This is a genomic window from Streptomyces sp. NPDC053427 (assembly GCF_044544985.1).
Taxonomy (GTDB): domain Bacteria; phylum Actinomycetota; class Actinomycetes; order Streptomycetales; family Streptomycetaceae; genus Streptomyces.
Genome location: NZ_JBITYA010000019.1, coordinates 67,489 through 84,858 on the forward strand (window position 1 = coordinate 67,489; position 17,370 = coordinate 84,858).

General features: G+C 72.0%; 15 protein-coding genes and 3 tRNA genes. 9 read left to right on the plus strand and 9 right to left on the minus strand.

The genetic code is table 11. The features are described 5' to 3' along the window. Positions 1-42 precede the first annotated feature (42 nt). A complete protein-coding gene (locus ACIGWZ_RS37825; RefSeq protein WP_400072409.1) occupies positions 43-720 on the plus strand; it encodes a GntR family transcriptional regulator in 678 nt (225 codons plus the stop codon). Between the two features lie 159 nt (positions 721-879). Continuing rightward, positions 880-1,527, plus strand: coding sequence for a hypothetical protein (locus tag ACIGWZ_RS37830; RefSeq protein WP_400072316.1), 648 nt, complete (start codon positions 880-882; stop codon positions 1,525-1,527). 60 nt (positions 1,528-1,587) lie between these two features. Here ACIGWZ_RS37830 and ACIGWZ_RS37835 read toward each other — a convergent pair whose 3' ends face one another. Continuing rightward, entirely contained in the window at positions 1,588-2,466 is an 879-nt protein-coding gene (locus ACIGWZ_RS37835; RefSeq protein WP_400072318.1) for an SLATT domain-containing protein, read from the minus strand. Between the two features lie 322 nt (positions 2,467-2,788). Here ACIGWZ_RS37835 and purD point away from each other — a divergent pair, with 322 nt between their 5' ends. From purD to ACIGWZ_RS37855, 4 genes are all read left to right on the plus strand, one after another. Continuing rightward, positions 2,789-4,051, plus strand: coding sequence for a phosphoribosylamine--glycine ligase (gene purD, locus ACIGWZ_RS37840; RefSeq protein WP_400072320.1), 1,263 nt, complete (start codon positions 2,789-2,791; stop codon positions 4,049-4,051). Positions 4,052-4,372: 321 nt separating this feature from the next. Further along, complete coding sequence (locus tag ACIGWZ_RS37845) at positions 4,373-6,220, plus strand: hypothetical protein (protein WP_400072322.1); 1,848 nt, start codon at positions 4,373-4,375, stop codon at positions 6,218-6,220. A gap of 223 nt (positions 6,221-6,443) precedes the next feature. After that, positions 6,444-7,922 (plus strand): N,N-dimethylformamidase beta subunit family domain-containing protein, encoded by a 1,479-nt coding sequence (locus ACIGWZ_RS37850; protein ID WP_400072323.1) that lies wholly within the window; start codon positions 6,444-6,446, stop codon positions 7,920-7,922. Between the two features lie 163 nt (positions 7,923-8,085). Next, a complete protein-coding gene (locus ACIGWZ_RS37855; protein WP_400072325.1) occupies positions 8,086-9,000 on the plus strand; it encodes a phosphoribosylaminoimidazolesuccinocarboxamide synthase in 915 nt (304 codons plus the stop codon). Positions 9,001-9,090: 90 nt separating this feature from the next. On the opposite strand, the gene ACIGWZ_RS37860 is transcribed toward ACIGWZ_RS37855, so the two are convergent. The 8 genes from ACIGWZ_RS37860 to ACIGWZ_RS37895 all read right to left on the minus strand — a co-directional run bounded on the left by ACIGWZ_RS37860 (position 9,091) and on the right by ACIGWZ_RS37895 (position 13,782). Beyond that, a tRNA-Gly gene (locus tag ACIGWZ_RS37860) sits at positions 9,091-9,163 on the minus strand. A gap of 34 nt (positions 9,164-9,197) precedes the next feature. Further along, positions 9,198-9,824: a DNA-binding response regulator gene (locus ACIGWZ_RS37865; RefSeq protein WP_400072327.1), complete on the minus strand. Its 627-nt coding sequence runs from the start codon at positions 9,822-9,824 to the stop codon at positions 9,198-9,200. Next, positions 9,821-11,146 carry a sensor histidine kinase gene (locus tag ACIGWZ_RS37870; protein ID WP_400072329.1) on the minus strand — a complete coding sequence of 442 codons (1,326 nt, stop codon included), beginning with the start codon at positions 11,144-11,146 and terminating at the stop codon, positions 9,821-9,823. Before ACIGWZ_RS37870 ends, ACIGWZ_RS37865 begins: the two co-directional genes overlap by 4 nt. A gap of 27 nt (positions 11,147-11,173) precedes the next feature. After that, positions 11,174-11,977: an ABC transporter permease gene (locus tag ACIGWZ_RS37875; protein ID WP_400072331.1), complete on the minus strand. Its 804-nt coding sequence runs from the start codon at positions 11,975-11,977 to the stop codon at positions 11,174-11,176. Beyond that, the gene (locus ACIGWZ_RS37880; RefSeq protein WP_400072333.1) at positions 11,974-12,978 is read right to left on the minus strand and encodes an ABC transporter ATP-binding protein; all 1,005 of its coding nucleotides are present in this window, start codon (positions 12,976-12,978) and stop codon (positions 11,974-11,976) included. Before ACIGWZ_RS37880 ends, ACIGWZ_RS37875 begins: the two co-directional genes overlap by 4 nt. 130 nt (positions 12,979-13,108) lie before the next feature. Then, a tRNA-Gly gene (locus ACIGWZ_RS37885) sits at positions 13,109-13,181 on the minus strand. Between the two features lie 90 nt (positions 13,182-13,271). After that, positions 13,272-13,343, minus strand: a tRNA-Gly gene (locus ACIGWZ_RS37890). 118 nt (positions 13,344-13,461) lie between these two features. Then, positions 13,462-13,782 carry an Lsr2 family protein gene (locus ACIGWZ_RS37895; RefSeq protein ID WP_362707138.1) on the minus strand — a complete coding sequence of 107 codons (321 nt, stop codon included), beginning with the start codon at positions 13,780-13,782 and terminating at the stop codon, positions 13,462-13,464. A 298-nt stretch (positions 13,783-14,080) separates the two neighbouring features. On the opposite strand from ACIGWZ_RS37895, the gene purS reads away from it, so the two are divergent. Genes purS through purL form a run of 3 tightly spaced genes read left to right on the plus strand, consistent with a single transcriptional unit; the run spans position 14,081 to position 17,270 of the window. After that, entirely contained in the window at positions 14,081-14,344 is a 264-nt protein-coding gene (gene purS / locus ACIGWZ_RS37900) for a phosphoribosylformylglycinamidine synthase subunit PurS (protein WP_400072335.1), read from the plus strand. Further along, positions 14,341-15,021 carry a phosphoribosylformylglycinamidine synthase subunit PurQ gene (gene purQ, locus ACIGWZ_RS37905; protein WP_400072337.1) on the plus strand — a complete coding sequence of 227 codons (681 nt, stop codon included), beginning with the start codon at positions 14,341-14,343 and terminating at the stop codon, positions 15,019-15,021. Before purS ends, purQ begins: the two co-directional genes overlap by 4 nt. After that, positions 15,021-17,270 carry a phosphoribosylformylglycinamidine synthase subunit PurL gene (gene purL, locus ACIGWZ_RS37910; protein WP_400072340.1) on the plus strand — a complete coding sequence of 750 codons (2,250 nt, stop codon included), beginning with the start codon at positions 15,021-15,023 and terminating at the stop codon, positions 17,268-17,270. The genes purQ and purL overlap by 1 nt, the downstream gene beginning before the upstream one ends. Positions 17,271-17,370: the final 100 nt, after the last annotated feature.

Consider the following 17,370-nt stretch of genomic DNA (forward strand, 5'->3'; position numbering starts at 1 on the left):
CCCATCCGCGCGGTCATGAAGTCGTCGAAGGAGACGCTCACGATGGCCGCCGGCGGAGACAGCTCAGTCATACGGCGCAGCACCCTGCGCCAGCAGATCGCCGACGCGCTGCGGGACGAGGTCCTGGCCGGCCGGCTGCCGTCCGGCCACCCCTTCACCGTCAAGGAGATCGCCGAACAGTACGGCGTCTCCGCCACCCCGGTCCGCGAGGCGCTGCTCGACCTGTGCGCCCAGGGCCTGCTCGACGTCGAACAGCACCGCGGCTTCAAGGTGCACGCCTTCACCACCGACGACTTCGTCGCGATGGTCGAGGCCCGCACTCTGATCATCGAGGGCATCTTCCGCAGCGGCGCCGAACGCGCGCTGCGCGCCACCTCTGCCGAGGTGTTGATCTCCGTCCGCCGCCGCGCCGACGAGGCCGAGCGGGCCGCGCGGGCCGGCGACCTCGACGTCCTGATCGGCTACGACCTGCGGTTCTGGCGCGAACTCGGCAGCATCGTCGGCAACCCGTACATCAGCGACTTCCTCGACCGCCTCCGCGTCCAGACCTGGATGTTCGCGGTGCCGCTGCTGCGCCGCGCGGACGACATCGGCAGCCGGCTCTGGCACGGCCACAGCCAGTTGGCCAAGGCCCTCGTCCAGTACGACCTCGCCGAGGCGCAGCGGCTGATCGCCGAGTACAACGAGCATGCGCTCTCGCTCGTGGGGAAGCGTGGATAGGGCCGGGCGGCCCTTCGGCTAGTACTACTGGGAAAGCGCCGCTGGGACTACGCTGTCCCGACCATCGGCCGTAAGGGGTCGTACCCATACCCGTAGCCGTATCCGTGGCTTCCCGTGCGCGCCGGTGCCCCGTCCCCGACCGGAAGCGAGCCCTCACTCGTGGCATGTGACCTGTGGCTGGTGCCCCTCGTAGACGTGCTGTGCCACAGCCCCGACAACCCGTTCTCCGAAGAGATCGCCGCCTACGACGCGGCCCTGACGGACGCGGGCCTGCCCCCGGTCCCGGTCTTCAGCTACATGCCGGGCCTCTCCGGTGATGTCGCACCGGTCGCCGGCTTCGACTACGACGCGCTGCACTTCCTGCGCCGCGCCTATCTCCTGCGCCTGTGCGGCCTGGAGCTGACGCCGGTGGACGAACTGGGCGGCGACTACGAGCAGTTGCTGGAGATGTTCGAGGCAACGGCGCAGGAGTCCCACCTGGTCTGGCACTACGACCACGCGGGCGCCTATGTCCCGGTCGATTTCCCGCATCCGCTCGCCAACGACGCACTGCTGGAGGGCGGCGGCCCGCTGGGTTCCTCGCACGGGCTGCTGCGCGAGCTCGAAGTGGTGGCGCCGTCCTTGGGCATCGATCCGGCCAATCCGCCGGCCGCGCCGGACCCTCCGGCCGGGCCCACCACGCTGGAAGAGCGGGCGGCCGTCCCCCTGGACGACGGGCCGTTCGCCAGGGAACGGCATGTGTGGCTCGGGCTGCACGCGGCCGCCACCAGGAGCCTGGGGCAGGGCTCGATGATCGTCTTCAGCTGACGGCTCCCCGGCTGCACCGGGGGTGCCGGGGGTGCCGAGGCCGCCCCCGGCACCCAGCCGTCAGCGCCCCGGCTCCGGCGGCCGCTGCCGCGGCATGTTCGGCCGGGTGCCCGGCGGCAGCATGAACCGCGTGGGCGGCTCCACGGCTTCCGGCCGCGGCGCCGCCCACGGCACCAGCGCCTGCGTCGCCGACGGCACCGGCCCGGCCCGGAACTCCGCCATCCAGTCCGCCGTTTCGGCCCGTACGAGCTCCCCGAGGTCCTCGTTGAACCGCCGCAGCACCCCCAGACAGCGCTCCGCCGCCTCGCTCGCCGTGCCCTCCGTCGGCCCGAGCACCTCGCGCACGCTCTCCGACGCCCAGTCGAACTGCAGCGCCTCCAGGCGGCGGTGGATCGCCTGGGCGGTGGCAAGGTCCCGCATCCAGCCGGCCGTCACCCCGAAGTACCGGTCGCAGCCCACACACACCGCCGCGAACAGCAGCGACAGATAGCCCCAGGGCGCCCCGCCGTCACAGGTCCCGGTGAAGTCCAGCAGCGGCAGCAGCCCGCCCACCGACACCCCGGCCGCGGCCCCCAGCCGAAGGGCCCGCGCGCCGCGGCGCTTGGCCTGCCGGTCGTGCAGATACCAGTCGGCGGCGCGCAGCGCGCCCTCCTCGGTCCACAGGTAGAGCGCGTCCAGGCGGTCGGCCGGCTCTCCCCAGTCGCCCAGGGGGAACAGCCGCCCGGCAAGGTCCTCGCGGCCCCGGATCCGGCCGTCGTGCTCGTGGCCGTAACCGGTCTGCCGGTCGTCCCGGGTGCGTTCCCGGTCCCGGTCCCGGAAACGACTGCGGTTCCGGTCCCGGTCGCGATGCCGGTCCCAGCGCCACTCGCGGCCCAGTCCCCTCCTCTGCCCGCCCTCCCTCCGGGGAAGCCCCTCGGGCTGCATCTCCGGCTGACTCACCCGTGCTCCCTCTATACGGCTCCGTGCGGTGCGCGCGATGGGGTCCCTCCCATGCCTTTCGGGCTGTGGGGGAGTACGAGACGGCCGTACGCGCAGCCCCCATTCCTACCGCCGAACGGTTGGCGTCCCTCGCAAGATCGCCTGATTTCCGCCCAGAAGTGGTGGTGGATCCGGTATAAGGCGACCCGGTACCTCACTCGAAAGAGTTGCCTCCGAGAGTTGCCCCGGTGACGGCGGGCGGTTTCCGGCCGGTGCGTGGTGCTTGTGCGATCGGGGTACGGCCGACGTCCGGCCTTCTGGTGCGTTCGTCTAGGCTGCCTCCGTGAAGGTCCTCGTCATCGGCGGCGGCGCCCGCGAACACGCCCTGTGCCGCTCTCTGTCCCTCGATCCCGACGTCACCGCGCTGCACTGCGCTCCCGGCAACGCCGGTATCGCCGAGGTGGCCGAATTGCACGGGGTCAACGCCCTCGACGGCGCGGCCGTCGCCGAACTCGCCGCCGGCCTGGAGGCCGACCTGGTGGTCGTCGGCCCCGAGGCCCCCCTGGTGGCGGGCGTCGCGGACGCCGTACGCGACCGCGGCATCCCGGTCTTCGGCCCCTCGGCCCAGGCCGCCCAGCTCGAGGGCTCCAAGGCCTTCGCCAAGGACGTGATGGCCGCCGCGGCCGTCCCCACCGCGCGCAGCTACGTCTGCACCACCGCGGAGGAGATCGACGCGGCCCTGGACGCCTTCGGGGCGCCGTACGTCGTCAAGGACGACGGCCTGGCGGCGGGCAAGGGCGTCGTCGTCACCGAGGACGTCGAAACGGCCCGCACGCACGCCCTGGCCTGCGACCGCGTCGTGATCGAGGAGTTCCTGGACGGGCCCGAGGTCTCCCTCTTCGCGGTCACCGACGGCGAGACCGTCGTCCCGCTCCAGCCCGCCCAGGACTTCAAGCGCGCCTACGACGGCGACCAGGGCCCGAACACCGGAGGCATGGGCGCGTACAGCCCGCTGCCCTGGGCCGACCCGAAGCTGGTCGACGAGGTCATGGCCACCGTTCTGCAGCCCACGGTGGACGAGCTGCGCCGCCGCGGCACCCCGTTCTCCGGACTGCTCTACGCGGGCCTGGCGATCACGTCCCGTGGCGTCCGGGTGATCGAGTTCAACGCGCGCTTCGGCGACCCGGAGACCCAGGTCGTCCTCGCCCGCCTCAAGACCCCGCTCGCCGGTCTGCTGCACGCCGCCGCCACCGGCACCCTCGCCACCTTCCCGTCGCTGCGCTGGAGCGACGGCGCGGCGGTCACCGTCGTCATCGCCTCGCACAACTACCCCGACACCCCGCGCACCGGCGACCCGATCTCGGGCCTGGCCGACGTCGCCGAGCAGGACGCCCCCACGGCGTACGTGCTGCACGCGGGCACCCGGCGCGACGACTCCGGTGCGGTACTCAGCGCGGGCGGCCGGGTGCTGTCCGTCACGGCCACCGGCTCGGACCTCACCACCGCCCGGCAGCGCGCCTACCGCGCGGTCGGCCGGATCGCCCTGGACGGCTCCCAGCACCGTACGGACATCGCCGCCAAGGTGGCCGGAGACGCCGTTTCGTAGGCCCGGGGGCCTGGTTCCCGGCTTTACCCAAAGCCATTCCATCGAGTGACGACGCCCGTTATCCGCTGACGGAACCCCCACCCCCAACTAGGGTGCCGCGCAAGCGTCCTGCGAGGGCCGCGCCGGAAATCGGCGCGGCTGCCGCGGTGGCGTCCGGCAAGTGGCTCACCGGCATTGCGATGTCAGTGGCGGGTGCCACAGTGGTGGTGGAGCGGGCTCGGTGGAATGAGCTCGCCCGCCCGTACAACGCGCAATTTTCGTCCGTCCGTCCCGTGTTCTCTCCGTCCGGTTCCATCAGGACAGCAGGGGGTGTACAGGCTCGTGGCAAGTCCGGAAACAGGCGTCCTGGCGGCGCGCGCCCGCGCCCTCGCCGTGCTGCGGATCCGCAGCACGGCGACGGCTGTGGCGCTGTTGCCCGTGGCGGTTGCGGTGGTGCTGTTCGCAGGCCGCGCGACCGGCCATCTCGGCGCGGGTGGCGGCTGGGACACCGCCGGCTGGGCGGTGAGCGGTGTCGCGGTGCTGGCGCTGCTGCTGGCGGCGCTGGTCGCCGCCGTCATCGCCCGCGCCAGACCCGCGCTCAGCCCCTCCGTGCCGATCTCCGAGAAGTCGGCCCCCGATCTCTACCGCCTGGTACGCGACCTCGCCGAGCGCCTCGAGGTCCCGGCGCCGTCCGCGATAGCGCTCACCCCCGACTGCGACAGCTGGCTGGAGGACCGTACGCACCGCGCCCACGGCCACAGCCACGGTCACGGCCCGCCGCGCCGGGCCGACGGCCGCCGGGCGCCCCAGGCGCCGGTCCTGGTCATCGGTTCGCCGTTCCTGTGGTGGATGCGGGTCGCCGAGCTGCGCGCCCTGCTCGCCCCGGTCGTGGCCGGCACGGGCCCCTCCGCGCATCCCGACATAGCGGCCGCCCGCCGCTTCATCCGCGGCCTGGACGCCGCCATCGCCGTCTCGGCCCGCGCCACGGGCCCGCTGCGCGGTCTGCCGCTCCGGTTCGTCGGCAAGGTGGCGCGGCTGCTGCTGCGCGCCTGCCGCGACCACGCCACGATCATGGAGCGCGGGGTCGCCGCGGCCGCCTCCGAGCGGGCCCAGGGCGTCGACTACGGCCTGCGGATCGTCGCCCAGGAGCAGGTCGGGCTGGCCTACGCCGGCTGGGACCGGCTGCTGACCCGGGTCGCGCTGCCCGCCTGGCGCATGGGCCGCTGGCCCTCGAGGCTGGACGCCGGGGTGGTCTCCGCGCTCACCGAGCTCTCCCGCCGCGACCGCCTGGCCGAGGGCTTCGCCTCCCGCCTCGGCGAGCGGCCCGCCTGCGACCTCCTGGAAGAGCCCGGCGCCATCGACCGCGCCGCCTCCCTGTTGGCCGCCCGGCTCTTCCACGGCGGCCCGGCCGAGCCGGGCCCCGACTGGTCCCCGGTGGGCTGGAACCAGTACCCGGAAGAGGTCGTGGACCGTAAGTGGCGCCTGGAGGCCGCCCGCCTCCACCGCGTCCTCGACGACCTTCCGGCCACGGACCTCCCGGCCGCGGGCCGGAAGACGGGCCCGGCGGCGGCGCCGGCCGGTACGGCGGCCGCGGCGGGCGCGCCCCGCTCGTACGCCCGCACTCCCGCCGGTACGGCCGCCGGCCACCGGCTCCCGTCCCGCCAGGCCGCCGATCCCGCGCCGCCCGGCCTGACCGCCCCCGACGGCCTGACGGCCGCCTCGGCGGGCCCCACGCTCGCCCGGGTCATCGACCGGCTGGCCCGGGACGCCCGCGCGGGTGACCTGGTCGCCGCCCGGCTCGGCGCGGAGATCGCGCGCGAGGAGCGCGAGGAAGCCGCCCGCCAGAGCGCGCGCGGTGCCTGTGCGCAGGACGCCGCCGCGGGCGTGGCCTGGGGCGACGGCCTGGCCGAGGGCGGCCTCCCGCTCTTCCCGCTGCAACCGCCCCGTACGGGCCGTGAACTGCTCGCCGACCACGTCACCGCCATGGTGTGCTGCGCGGCCGTCGACACCGCGGGGGCCGCCCCGGGCCTGGACTGGCTGGACGGCCCGGCCCTGCTGGTGGACGGCGCCCGCCGCGCCGACCTCGGCCTCCCGGTGCTCAGCCTGGTGGACGACGGCGACGCCGAACCGCTCCGCGGCTGGCTGACGACGGTCGGCGTCCGCCCGGAGAAGCCGGTCCGGCTGGTGTGAGCCGGGGCCCCGACCCCGGCCGCACCGGCTGAATGTTCCCCTCCAGCTCGTGTTTCGGGCCAAGGAGCCCTAAATTCACGACGAAGGGTGACGGAGCGGGTGCGTAATGTGATGTGCTGGGACATGGGGCCGCATTCGTGCGGCGGGGACATAACGCAACCCGTCGTACCGAATCGGCCAGTGTCGGCCGCGGCCAATGGGGGACGCGGGAGGGGAGCGGAAGGTGGGCACGGAACAGATCAGGCGCTGGGAGTCGGGCGCGCTCGCCCACGCGGTCACGGACCCGTTCGGGCAGGGCCCGCTGCCCTGGCTGCGCGGCAGCGAGAACTACTTCGACTCGGGCCGGGTCGTGCCCTGGTACGTCGATCCCGCCGTGGCCCAGGGCGATCTGCGGGTCCCGGCGCCGCGCAAGCACAACGGCCCGCGCACCGCCGATGACGTGCGCCGGCAGATCAAGGGCTTCGCCAGCACCGGCGCGGTGGCCCCCGGCGAGGCCATCGACTTCCGCGTCTCGGTCGATCCGCCGCAGCCGTTCAGCATCGACGTCTACCGCATCGGCCATTACGCGGGGGCCGGTGCCTCCAAGATCACCACCAGCCCGCGGCTGGCCGGCATCGTCCAGCCGGCCCCGCTCACGGTCGACCGCACCATCTCCTGCCACCACTGGTGGCTCTCCTGGCGCCTCCAGGTGCCCGCCTACTGGCAGCTCGGCGCCTACGTCGCCGTCCTGACCACCGCCGACGGCTACCGCTCCCACATCCCCTTCACGGTCCGCGACGACCACCCCGCCGACCTGCTCCTGCTGCTGCCCGACATCACGTGGCAGGCCTACAACCTCTACCCGGAGGACGGCCGCACCGGCGCCAGCCTCTACCACGCCTGGGACGAAAAGGGCGCCCTCCTCGGCGAGCAGGACGCCGCCACCACCGTCTCCTTCGACCGCCCCTACGCCGGCGCCGGACTGCCCCTCCACGTCGGCCACGCCTACGACTTCATCCGCTGGGCCGAGCGCTACGGCTACGACCTCGCCTACGCCGACGCCCGCGATCTGCACGCCGGCCGCGTCGACCCCTCCCGCTACCGCGGCCTGGTCTTCCCCGGCCACGACGAATACTGGTCGGTGCCCATGCGCCGCACGGTCGAGCACGCCCGCGACACGGGCACGTCCCTGGTCTTCCTCTCCGCCAACACCATGTACTGGCAGGTCGAGCTCTCCCCGTCCCCCTCGGGACCGGACTCCCTCCTCAACTGCCGCAAACGCCAGGGCCCCGGCCGCCCCGCCCTCTGGCGCGAGAACGGCGACCCCGAACAGCGCCTGATGGGCATCCAGTACGCGGGCCGGGTGCCCGAACCGGCCCCGCTCGTCGTCCGCAACGGCGACCACTGGCTCTGGGAGGCCACCGGAGCCCACGAAGGCGACGAACTCCCCGGCCTGGTGGCCGGCGAGGCCGACCGCTACTTCCCGCGCACCAGCCTCCCCGAGCACACCCGCCGCATCCTGCTCGCCCACTCCCCGTACCGCGACGGCGACGGCACCACCCGCCACCAGGAAACGTCCCTCTACCGCGCCCCCAGCGGCGCCCTGGTCTTCTCCTCCGGCACCTTCGCCTGGTCCCCGGCCCTGGACCGCCCCGGCCATATCGACCCCCGCGTCCAACGCGCCACGGCCAACCTCCTGGACCGCATCTGCAAGCGGGACTGAGGATGCGAACGACTGCGCCGCCGAGCCCGCGCCCCGCGGCCGGGCACCGCATCGCGCCCGCCCGCGCCGCCTGGACCGCCCGCCCGGCGACCCTGCGGCGAAGATCCCCTTCCGGATACGCGAGAATCGGAGCGACTCCTGGATCAACCTACGCGGAGGCAGCGTGTCCGGTTTCGTAGAAAAGCCCGAGCCCGTGCAGGTCCCGGGTCTCACCCACCTGCACACCGGCAAGGTGCGCGACCTCTACCAGAACGCCGACGGCGAGCTGATCATGGTCGCCAGCGACCGCCAGTCCGCGTACGACTGGGTGCTGCCCACGGGCATCCCCGACAAGGGCCGCGTCCTGACCCAGCTGTCCCTGTGGTGGTTCGAGCAGCTCGCCGACCTGGCCCCCCACCACGTCCTGTCCACCGACATCCCGGCCGGCGCCCCCGCCGACTGGGCCGGCCGCACCCTGGTCTGCAAGTCCCTGGCCATGGCCCCGGTCGAATGCGTGGCCCGCGGCTACCTCACCGGCTCCGGCCTCGTCGAATACCGGCAGTCCCGTACGGTCTGCGGCCTGGAGCTCCCCGAGGGCCTGGTCGACGGCTCCGAGCTGCCCGAGCCGATCTTCACGCCGGCCACCAAGGCCGCCGTCGGCGACCACGACGAGAACGTCTCCTACGAAGAGGTCGCCCACCAGGTCGGTGAGGACGTCGCCGCCGAACTCCGCCGCACCACCCTCGCCATCTACGGCCGGGCCCGCGACATCGCCCGCGAGCGCGGCCTCATCCTGGCCGACACCAAGTTCGAGTTCGGCTACGACGAGCGCCCCGGGGGCGAGAAGGTGTTGACCCTCGCCGACGAGGTCCTCACCCCCGACTCCTCCCGCTTCTGGCCGGCCGACCAGTGGCAGCCGGGCCGCGCCCAGCCCTCCTTCGACAAGCAGTTCGTCCGCGACTGGCTGACCTCCCCGGCCGCCGCCTGGGACCGTACGGGCGAGCAGCCGCCGCCCGCCCTCCCGCAGGAGATCGTCGACCGCACCCGCGCCAAGTACATCGAGGCCTACGAGCGCCTCACGGGCCTGACCTGGTCCTGACCGGCGCGTGCCCGCCCGGACAACGCGGCGGGCACGCGAAAGGCCCCGGCCGGTATCACTACCGGCCGGGGCCTTTGCGTTCTTCCTCTGAGCGGACGACGAGGCTCGAACTCGCGACCTCAACCTTGGCAAGGTTGCGCTCTACCAACTGAGCTACGTCCGCCTGCCCGCAGCCGAAGCGTGCGGTGCGGGGTCCACTATAGCCAACCCCGGGCGCGGGCGATGCGTGCCGCGGTGTGGCGGTTCTCCGCGGACAGCTTCGCGGTGGCCGAGGAGAGGTAGTTGCGCACCGTCCCGGGCGAGAGCGCGGCGCGGGTCGCGATCTCCGCGATGGGCGCCCCGTTCTCGGCGTACTCCAGCACTTCCGCCTCCCGCGCCGTCAGCGGCGAGTCACCCGCGCTGATGGCATCGGCCGCCAACTCCGGGTCGATGTAGCGGTTTCCGGCGTGCACCGTACGGATGATCTCCGCGAGCCGCTGCGCCGAGACGGTCTTCGGAACGAACCCCCGCACATCCGCCGCCAGCGCCCGCTTCAGATGCCCGGCCCTGCCATGACTCGTCACGATCATGCTGCGGCACCCGGGCAGCCGTCCGCGCAGCGATGTGGCCACCGCCACACCGTCCGCCCCCGGCATCTGCAGATCCAGTACGGCCACATCGGGTCGGTGCGCCTCGGCCATCGCCAGCGCCTCGGGGCCGGACGCGGCCTCGGCGACCACCAGCAGGTCGTCCTCCAGCGCCAGGAGGGCCGCCAGCGCCCCCCGGATCAGATGCTCGTCATCGGCGAGCAGCACCCGCACCGGCGCGGGTTCGTTCCCGGTCATGCAGCACCCTCCGTATCGGCGGGCCGCAGCCGGGCCCCTTGCGTCTCCGCGGCGACCGCCGCCGAGGAGCCGCCGCCCGGCGACGCCTCCTCCGGTGCCGGCACGCCGTCCAGGGGTACTTGAGCCCGCAGCCGGAACCGCCCGTCGGGCCGCGGCTCGGCCACCAGCGTCCCGCCGAGCGCCGCCAGCCGCTCCCGCAGCCCGGCGATCCCCGAACCCGCGCCGCCGCCCGGCCCGGCCTGCGGCACCCCGTCGTTCTCCATCGTCAGCACCGCCGCGCCACCGTCCGCCGCGACCCGCAGCGCCAGCCGGCACGTACGGGCGTCCGCGTGCCGCAGCACATTCGTCGTGCCCTCCCGGATGACCCAGCCGAGCGTCGACTGCACCCCCTCGGGCAGCCGGCCGCCGCCTTCCCCCTCGATCAGGCACTCCACCCCCGCGGCCCCCAGCACCGCCCGCGCCCCCGCCAACTCCACCTGCAGATCGGCCTGCCGGTAGGCACGCACCACATCGCGCATCTCGCGCTGGGATTCCCGGGCGATCCGCTGCACCTCGTCCATCTGCTCGGCCGCCTCCGGCCGCCCCCGCCGGGCCAGCCGCACCGCCAGCTCGCTCTTGAGCGCGATCACCGCCAGATTGCGCCCGACGACATCGTGCATGTCCCGCGAGAAACGCAGCCGCTCCTCGGCGACGGCCAGCCGCGCCTGAACGGACCGCGCCTCGTCCGCCTCCCACATGATCTTGAGCGACCAGGCGCCGGGCCGGCAGGTGATCAGGGCGAGTACGCCGCCCAGCGCCAGCGCCGCGAACGCGACCACGCCCTTCACCCAGTCGGCACCGGGCACGGCGACCACGATGCCGCCCACCGCGGCGGCCGCCACGGTCGCGGCGCCGTAGACCCGCAGGGGTACGACCATGGCCAGCGCGCAGCCGACCGGCAGCAGGGCATACCCGGCAATCATGATCACCATCCCGTGCCGGATCCCGTGCAGTGTCTCCAGGGCGGTCATCAGGCCCAGGTTGACGACGGTCAGCGCGACCCCGGCGCTCATCCGCCGCCGTGGGACGTCGGCCCTGCCCAGATAGTGGTCCAGCGCCTGCCGGATCGCCGGGGCGCCCACCGCGGCCTGCGCCAGGCACACCGCAATGAGCACCCCGCCCAGTGCCAGGGTCACCGGCCGCCGCTCCAGGCTGCCGGTCAGCGGCCAGGCGACCCAGCCCACCGCGAAGATCCACAGCACGGCGCTCAGCGTCGCCCGCGTATAGAGATCGACCTGCGCGAGCCGGCTGCGCCCCCGCCACTTCCGTACTCGTCCGATCACGTGATCCGTCCCCCCGGTTGTGCCTGGTTACCGCCGCGGCTCCCACCGGAAGCCCCGCTTCACAGCCAACACCCCCAGCGCGATCCACACCAAGCCGATGACCAGCCGCTTCAGCGTCTCCCCGGGATCCGCCCCGCCGGTCCACCCGTCGCGCACCAGCCCCATCACCGGGGACAGCGGCAGCAACTCCAGCACCTCGGCGAGCCGTTCGGGCAGCACGTCCAGCGGCACGATCATCCCGGACCCGGCCATCGACACGAACATCAGCGGCATCACCGTCAGCTGCGCCGACTCCGCGGTCCTGGTGATCCCCGCGGATGCCGCGGCCAGCGCCACCACCGTCACCAGACCGATGACCACGCCCGCCACCACCAGCAACGGCGTCTGCGGCAGCTCGGCGTCCATCATCAGCCCGCCGCAGGCCGCCAGCAGCACGCACTGCGCCAGCGCGATGACCACCGTCGGCAGCGCCGTCCCCGCCAGCACCTCCGCATCCGACAGCTCCCCGCTGCGCAGCCGCTTCAGTACGAGCTCCTCGCGCCGCACCACGAAGGCGTTGGTCAGATTGGAGTAGACGGCGAAGAGCAGCACAAATCCGATCGCCCCCGGCAGCAGCACCGTCCCCACCGTCAGCCCGGAGTCCTTCAGCGGCATCTGACGGACCGCCTGCCGCATCGCGAAGGCCATGCCGATCGGCATCACCAGCGACATGAACAGCGCGGTCCGGTTCCGCCCCAGCAGCATCAACTCCGACCGCCCCAGGGCACCCAACCGCATGACCGCCGTCGTACGGGCACCCGCACCGGCCGCTGACACCTTCACGCCGCTCACTTCTCTCCCAGCTCCTTCGCGATCCCCAGAAACGCCTCTTCCAGCGACGCCGAACGGATGTCCAGTCCGCGCAGGTCGACGGCCTTGTCCCGGGCCCAGACCAGCAGCCCGGTCGCGGCCCGCTGCAGCTCGTCCGTCCGCAGCCGTACGGTCCGCCCGGCCGTCTCGTGCGCGCGCACCCCCAGCTCCGCCAGCGGCGGCAGGTCCCCGAGATGGAATCCGCCGGGCAGCTCGAAGGAGATCTGCGAGGGGCTCGACGCCACCACGTCCGCGACCGTCCCGGTCGTCGCGATCCGGCCCTTGTGCATGATCGCCAGGCGGTCGGCCAGCTCCTCGGCCTCTTCCAGGTAGTGCGTGGTCAGCAGGACGGTCGTGCCGCCGTCGCGCAGCTCGCGCACCAATTCCCAGGTCTCGTGCCGCGCTTCGGTGTCCAGTCCGGTGGTCGGCTCGTCCAGGAACAGCACCTCGGGCCGTCCCAGCAGAGCCAGCGCCAGATCCAGCCGCCGCCGCTCACCGCCGGAGAGCTGTTTGACGCGGACGTCCGCGCGCCGGTCCAGGCCCACCATCGCGAGCGCTTCTTCGACGGACCGCGCCCCGCTCGTGCACCCGGCCCACATCCGTACGGTCTCCCGTGCCGTCAGATCCGAGGGGAAGCCGCCCTCCTGGAGCATCACCCCGATCCGTGGCCGCACCGCGGACCGCTCGGTGAACGGGTCGTGGCCCAGCACCCGTACCCGCCCGCCGCTCGGTGCGGCCAGACCCTCCAGCAGCTCGACGGTGGAGGTCTTCCCCGCGCCGTTCGTCCCCAGCAGCGCGAACAGCTCCCCGCGCCGGACCGAGAAGTCGACACCTCGCACGGCCTCGTACGCCGCCCGGCCCTTCGCGCCCCGCGCGGCCTTGCCGGCCCCGCCGCCCGCGCCGCTTCCGCGGCGCGTTCCCCCGTAACTTCGTCGCAGCCCCGTGACCTCGATCACGAAATCCCCGAAATCCCCGATGTCCATGTCTCAAGACTCGGGCCGCGTCACGCCGCGCGGCAGTGCGGTTTGTCATCGCCGCAGATGACAAATGTCATTACGGAAACCCGGACATGCAGAAGGCCCCGGACCGATGGTCCGGGGCCTTCTCTTCTTGAGCGGACGACGAGGCTCGAACTCGCGACCTCAACCTTGGCAAGGTTGCGCTCTACCAACTGAGCTACGTCCGCAGGCATCCACTCGGCTTTCACCGAGCGGCGCGACAGCCACTCTACCTGATCCTTTGGCTTCTTATGGCCAGAGACCGGTTGAGCGGTCAGAGCGGGTGACAGGGATTGCACACTGCGCCTCCCCCTTGGAAAGGGGGCGCTCTACTACTGAGCTACACCCGCGCGACTCCGTGAGGTCCGGCTTTTCGGCCTCGCCCCTCGGCGTGCTCCAGACTCTAGCTGATCAGTAGGGGTGCTGTGCAAGTCGGCTGCGCGTGGTCGCGGAGCGCCGGCAAGTTGGTTAGTGGTTGGCGGCGTTGAAGGCCTCGTACACCTTTTTGGGGATCCGGCCGCGCGGAGGTACGTCCATCTGGTGGGAGCGGGCCCAGGCCCGGACCGCCGCGGGGTCGGGGGTCACCGCCGTCCGGTGGTAGGCCTTGCCGGACTTCGACCGCTTGCGGCCCGCCTCGACGAACGGGGCGAGTGCGCCGCGCAGTTTCTTCGCATTGGCGGGATTGAGGTCGATCTCGTACGACTTCCCGTCCAATCCGAAGGCGACCGTCTCTGCGGCTTCTCCACCGTCGATGTCATCGGAGAGCGTTACTACTACGCGCTGCGCCACGGATATCGGTCCTTTCGTGCAGCAACCCCGGGTTGACATGGGGCGATGCTGCGGATCCGGCTGATTGGGATCAATGCTTTTTCATTTGTACAGCGATGGGCATTGCATTGTGAAGCCCAGTTAATTTTCTCAGCGTGTCCTCCGCAATCCGGACTCCAGATCTTTTCAAGGATTTTCCTCGGGGCGTACTCCGGCCGATACCGGACCGTGATGGCCGGCCAGGATATCTATGCGCGTAGATTTTCGAACGGGGTACTGTGAGGTCACCGCCTTACGCACCACACCACCGGGAGTGCCAGTGGCACGCGTCGTAGTCGACGTCATGCTCAAGCCGGAGATCCTCGACCCGCAGGGGCAGGCGGTGCAGCGCGCACTGCCACGCCTGGGATTCGAGGGGATCGCCGACGTCCGTCAGGGCAAGCGTTTCGAACTCGAGGTGGAGGGTCCGGTCGACGACGCCGCCCTCGCTCGCATCCATGAGATGGCCGAGACCTTCCTCGCAAACACCGTTATCGAAGACTTCACCGTTCATGTCGATGAGCCCGCCGGGGCCGGGTCATGACCGCTCGTATTGGAGTCATTACCTTCCCCGGCACGCTCGACGACCGCGACACTCAGCGCGCGGTCCGGGTTGCCGGAGCCGAAGCGGTGCCGCTGTGGCACCGCGACAAGGACCTCAAGCAGGTCGACGCCGTGGTGCTGCCCGGCGGCTTTTCCTACGGCGACTACCTGCGGGCCGGGGCCATCTCCCGTTTCTCGCCGGTGATGGAGACCGTTATCGAGCAGGCCAAGGCCGGCATGCCGGTACTGGGTATCTGCAACGGCTTCCAGGTGCTCACCGAAACCCACCTGTTGCCCGGCGCCATGCTGCGCAACAACCATCTGCACTTCATCTGCCGCGACCAGAAGCTGCGGGTGGAGAACGCGGACACCGCCTGGACCACCGATTACACGGCCGGCCAGGAGATCTCCGTACCGCTGAAGAACATCGACGGACGCTACGTCGCCGACGAGCGGGTCCTCGACGAGCTCGAGGCCGAGGGCCGGGTCGCCTTCCGCTATCTGGACGGCAACCCGAACGGCTCGCTCCGCGACATCGCCGGCATCACCAATGCGGCGGGCAATGTCGTCGGCCTGATGCCGCACCCCGAGCACGCCGTCGAGCCGCTGATCGGTACGGGCCGTACCGACGGCCTCGGATTCTTCACCTCGATCCTGAAGAAGCTGGTCAACGCCTGATGACTCTGGACACCGTCAAGCACGCAGCACAGACGCCGGACACCGACCAGCCGTGGGCCGAGCTGGGCCTGAAGCAGGACGAGTACGCGCGCATCCGCGAGATCCTCGGCCGCCGTCCCACCGGCGCCGAGCTCGCCATGTATTCGGTCATGTGGTCCGAGCACTGCTCCTACAAGAGCAGCAAGGTCCATCTGAAGCAGTTCGGCGAGAAGGCCCCCGAGAACGACGCGCTGCTCGTCGGCATCGGTGAGAACGCCGGTGTCGTCGACGTCGGCCAGGGGTACGCGGTCACCTTCAAGGTGGAGTCGCACAACCACCCCTCGTACATCGAGCCCTACCAGGGCGCGGCCACCGGAGTCGGCGGCATCGTCCGCGACATCCTCGCCATGGGCGCCCGCCCCGTCGCCGTCGTCGACCCGCTGCGGTTCGGCGCCGCCGACCACCCCGACACCAAGCGCGTCCTGCCGGGCGTGGTGGCCGGCATCGGTGGCTACGGCAACTGCCTGGGCCTGCCCAACATCGGCGGCGAGGTCGTCTTCGACGCCTGCTACCAGGGCAACCCGCTGGTCAACGCCGGCTGCATCGGCGTCATGAAGCACGAGGACATCCACCTCGCCAAGGCGTCCGGCGCGGGCAACAAGGTCATCCTCTACGGCGCCCGCACCGGCGGCGACGGCATCGGCGGCGTCTCCGTGCTGGCCTCGGAGACCTTCGACGACTCCAAGCCCACCAAGCGTCCCGCCGTCCAGGTGGGCGACCCCTTCCAGGAGAAGCTGCTCATCGAGTGCACCCTGGAGATCTTCAGGGAAGACCTGGTCGACGGCATCCAGGACCTCGGCGGCGCCGGGCTGTCCTGCGCCACCAGCGAGCTGGCCTCGGCCGGTTCCGGCGGTATGCGCGTCGAGCTGGACACCGTGCCGCTGCGCGATTCCTCCCTCTCGCCCGAGGAAATCCTCATGAGCGAGTCCCAGGAGCGGATGTGCGCGATCGTCGAGCCCGGGAAGGTCGACCGCTTCCTGGAGATCTGCGAGAAGTGGGACGTCATCGCGACCGTCATCGGTGAGGTGACGGACGGCTCGCAGCTGGAGATCTTCTGGCACGGCGAGCAGATCGTGGACGTGCCGCCGCGCACCGTCGCCCACGAGGGCCCGGTCTACGAGCGCCCGTACGCGCGTCCCGACTGGCAGGACGCCCTCCAGGCCGACGACGCCGCCAAGCTGGCCCGCCCGGCGACCGCGGACGAGCTGCGGGCGCAGGTCCTGCAGCTGGTGGCGTCGCCCAACCAGGCCTCCAAGGCGTGGATCACCGACCAGTACGACCGGTTCGTGCAGGGCAACACCGTCCTCGCGCAGCCGGAGGACGCCGGCATGGTCCGCATCGACGAGGACAGCAACCTCGGCGTCGCGCTCGCCACGGACGGCAACGGGCGGTACGCCAAGCTCGACCCGTACACCGGCGCGCAGCTGGCGCTGGCCGAGGCGTACCGCAACGTCGCCGCCTCCGGTGCCAAGCCGCTCGCCGTCTCCGACTGCCTGAACTTCGGCTCGCCCGAGGACCCGGCGGTGATGTGGCAGTTCGCCGAGGCCACCCGCGGTCTCGCCGACGCCTGCCAGACCCTGGGCACGCCCGTTACCGGCGGCAACGTCTCGCTCTACAACCAGACCGGCGACGTGGCGATCCACCCGACGCCCGTGGTCGCGGTGCTGGGCGTGATCGATGACGTGAACCGCCGCACGCCCATCGCGTTCGCGGACGAGGGCCACCTGATCTACCTCCTGGGCGACACCCGCGAGGAGCTGGGCGGTTCGGCCTGGTCGCAGGTGGTGCACGACCACCTCGGCGGTCTGCCCCCGAAGGTCGATCTGGCCCGTGAGCAGCTGCTGGCCGAGATCCTGATCTCGGCGTCGCGCGACGGCATGGTCGACGCGGCGCACGACCTCTCCGACGGTGGCCTGATCCAGGCGCTGGTGGAGTCGTGCCTGCGCGGCGGCAAGGGCGCCCGCGTGGTCGTCCCCGACGGCATCGACCCGTTCGTCCTTCTCTTCTCGGAGTCGGCGGGCCGGGCGATCGTCGCCGTACCGCGCAGCGAGGAGCTCCGCTTCACGGACATGTGCGGTGCGCGGGGGCTGCCGGCCACCCGTATCGGCGTGATCGACGGCGCGGAGATCGACGTCCAGGGGCAGTTCAGCATTCCGCTGAGCGAGCTGAAGGCGTCGCATGAGGCGACGATCCCGGGGCTGATCGGCTGAGCGCCGCTCTTCCGTACGTCTGACGCAACGGCCCGCCGGTACGCCCGGCGGGCCGTTGCGGCTTTCCGGGGAAACGGCTTGCCAGAGATTACGTAATTAC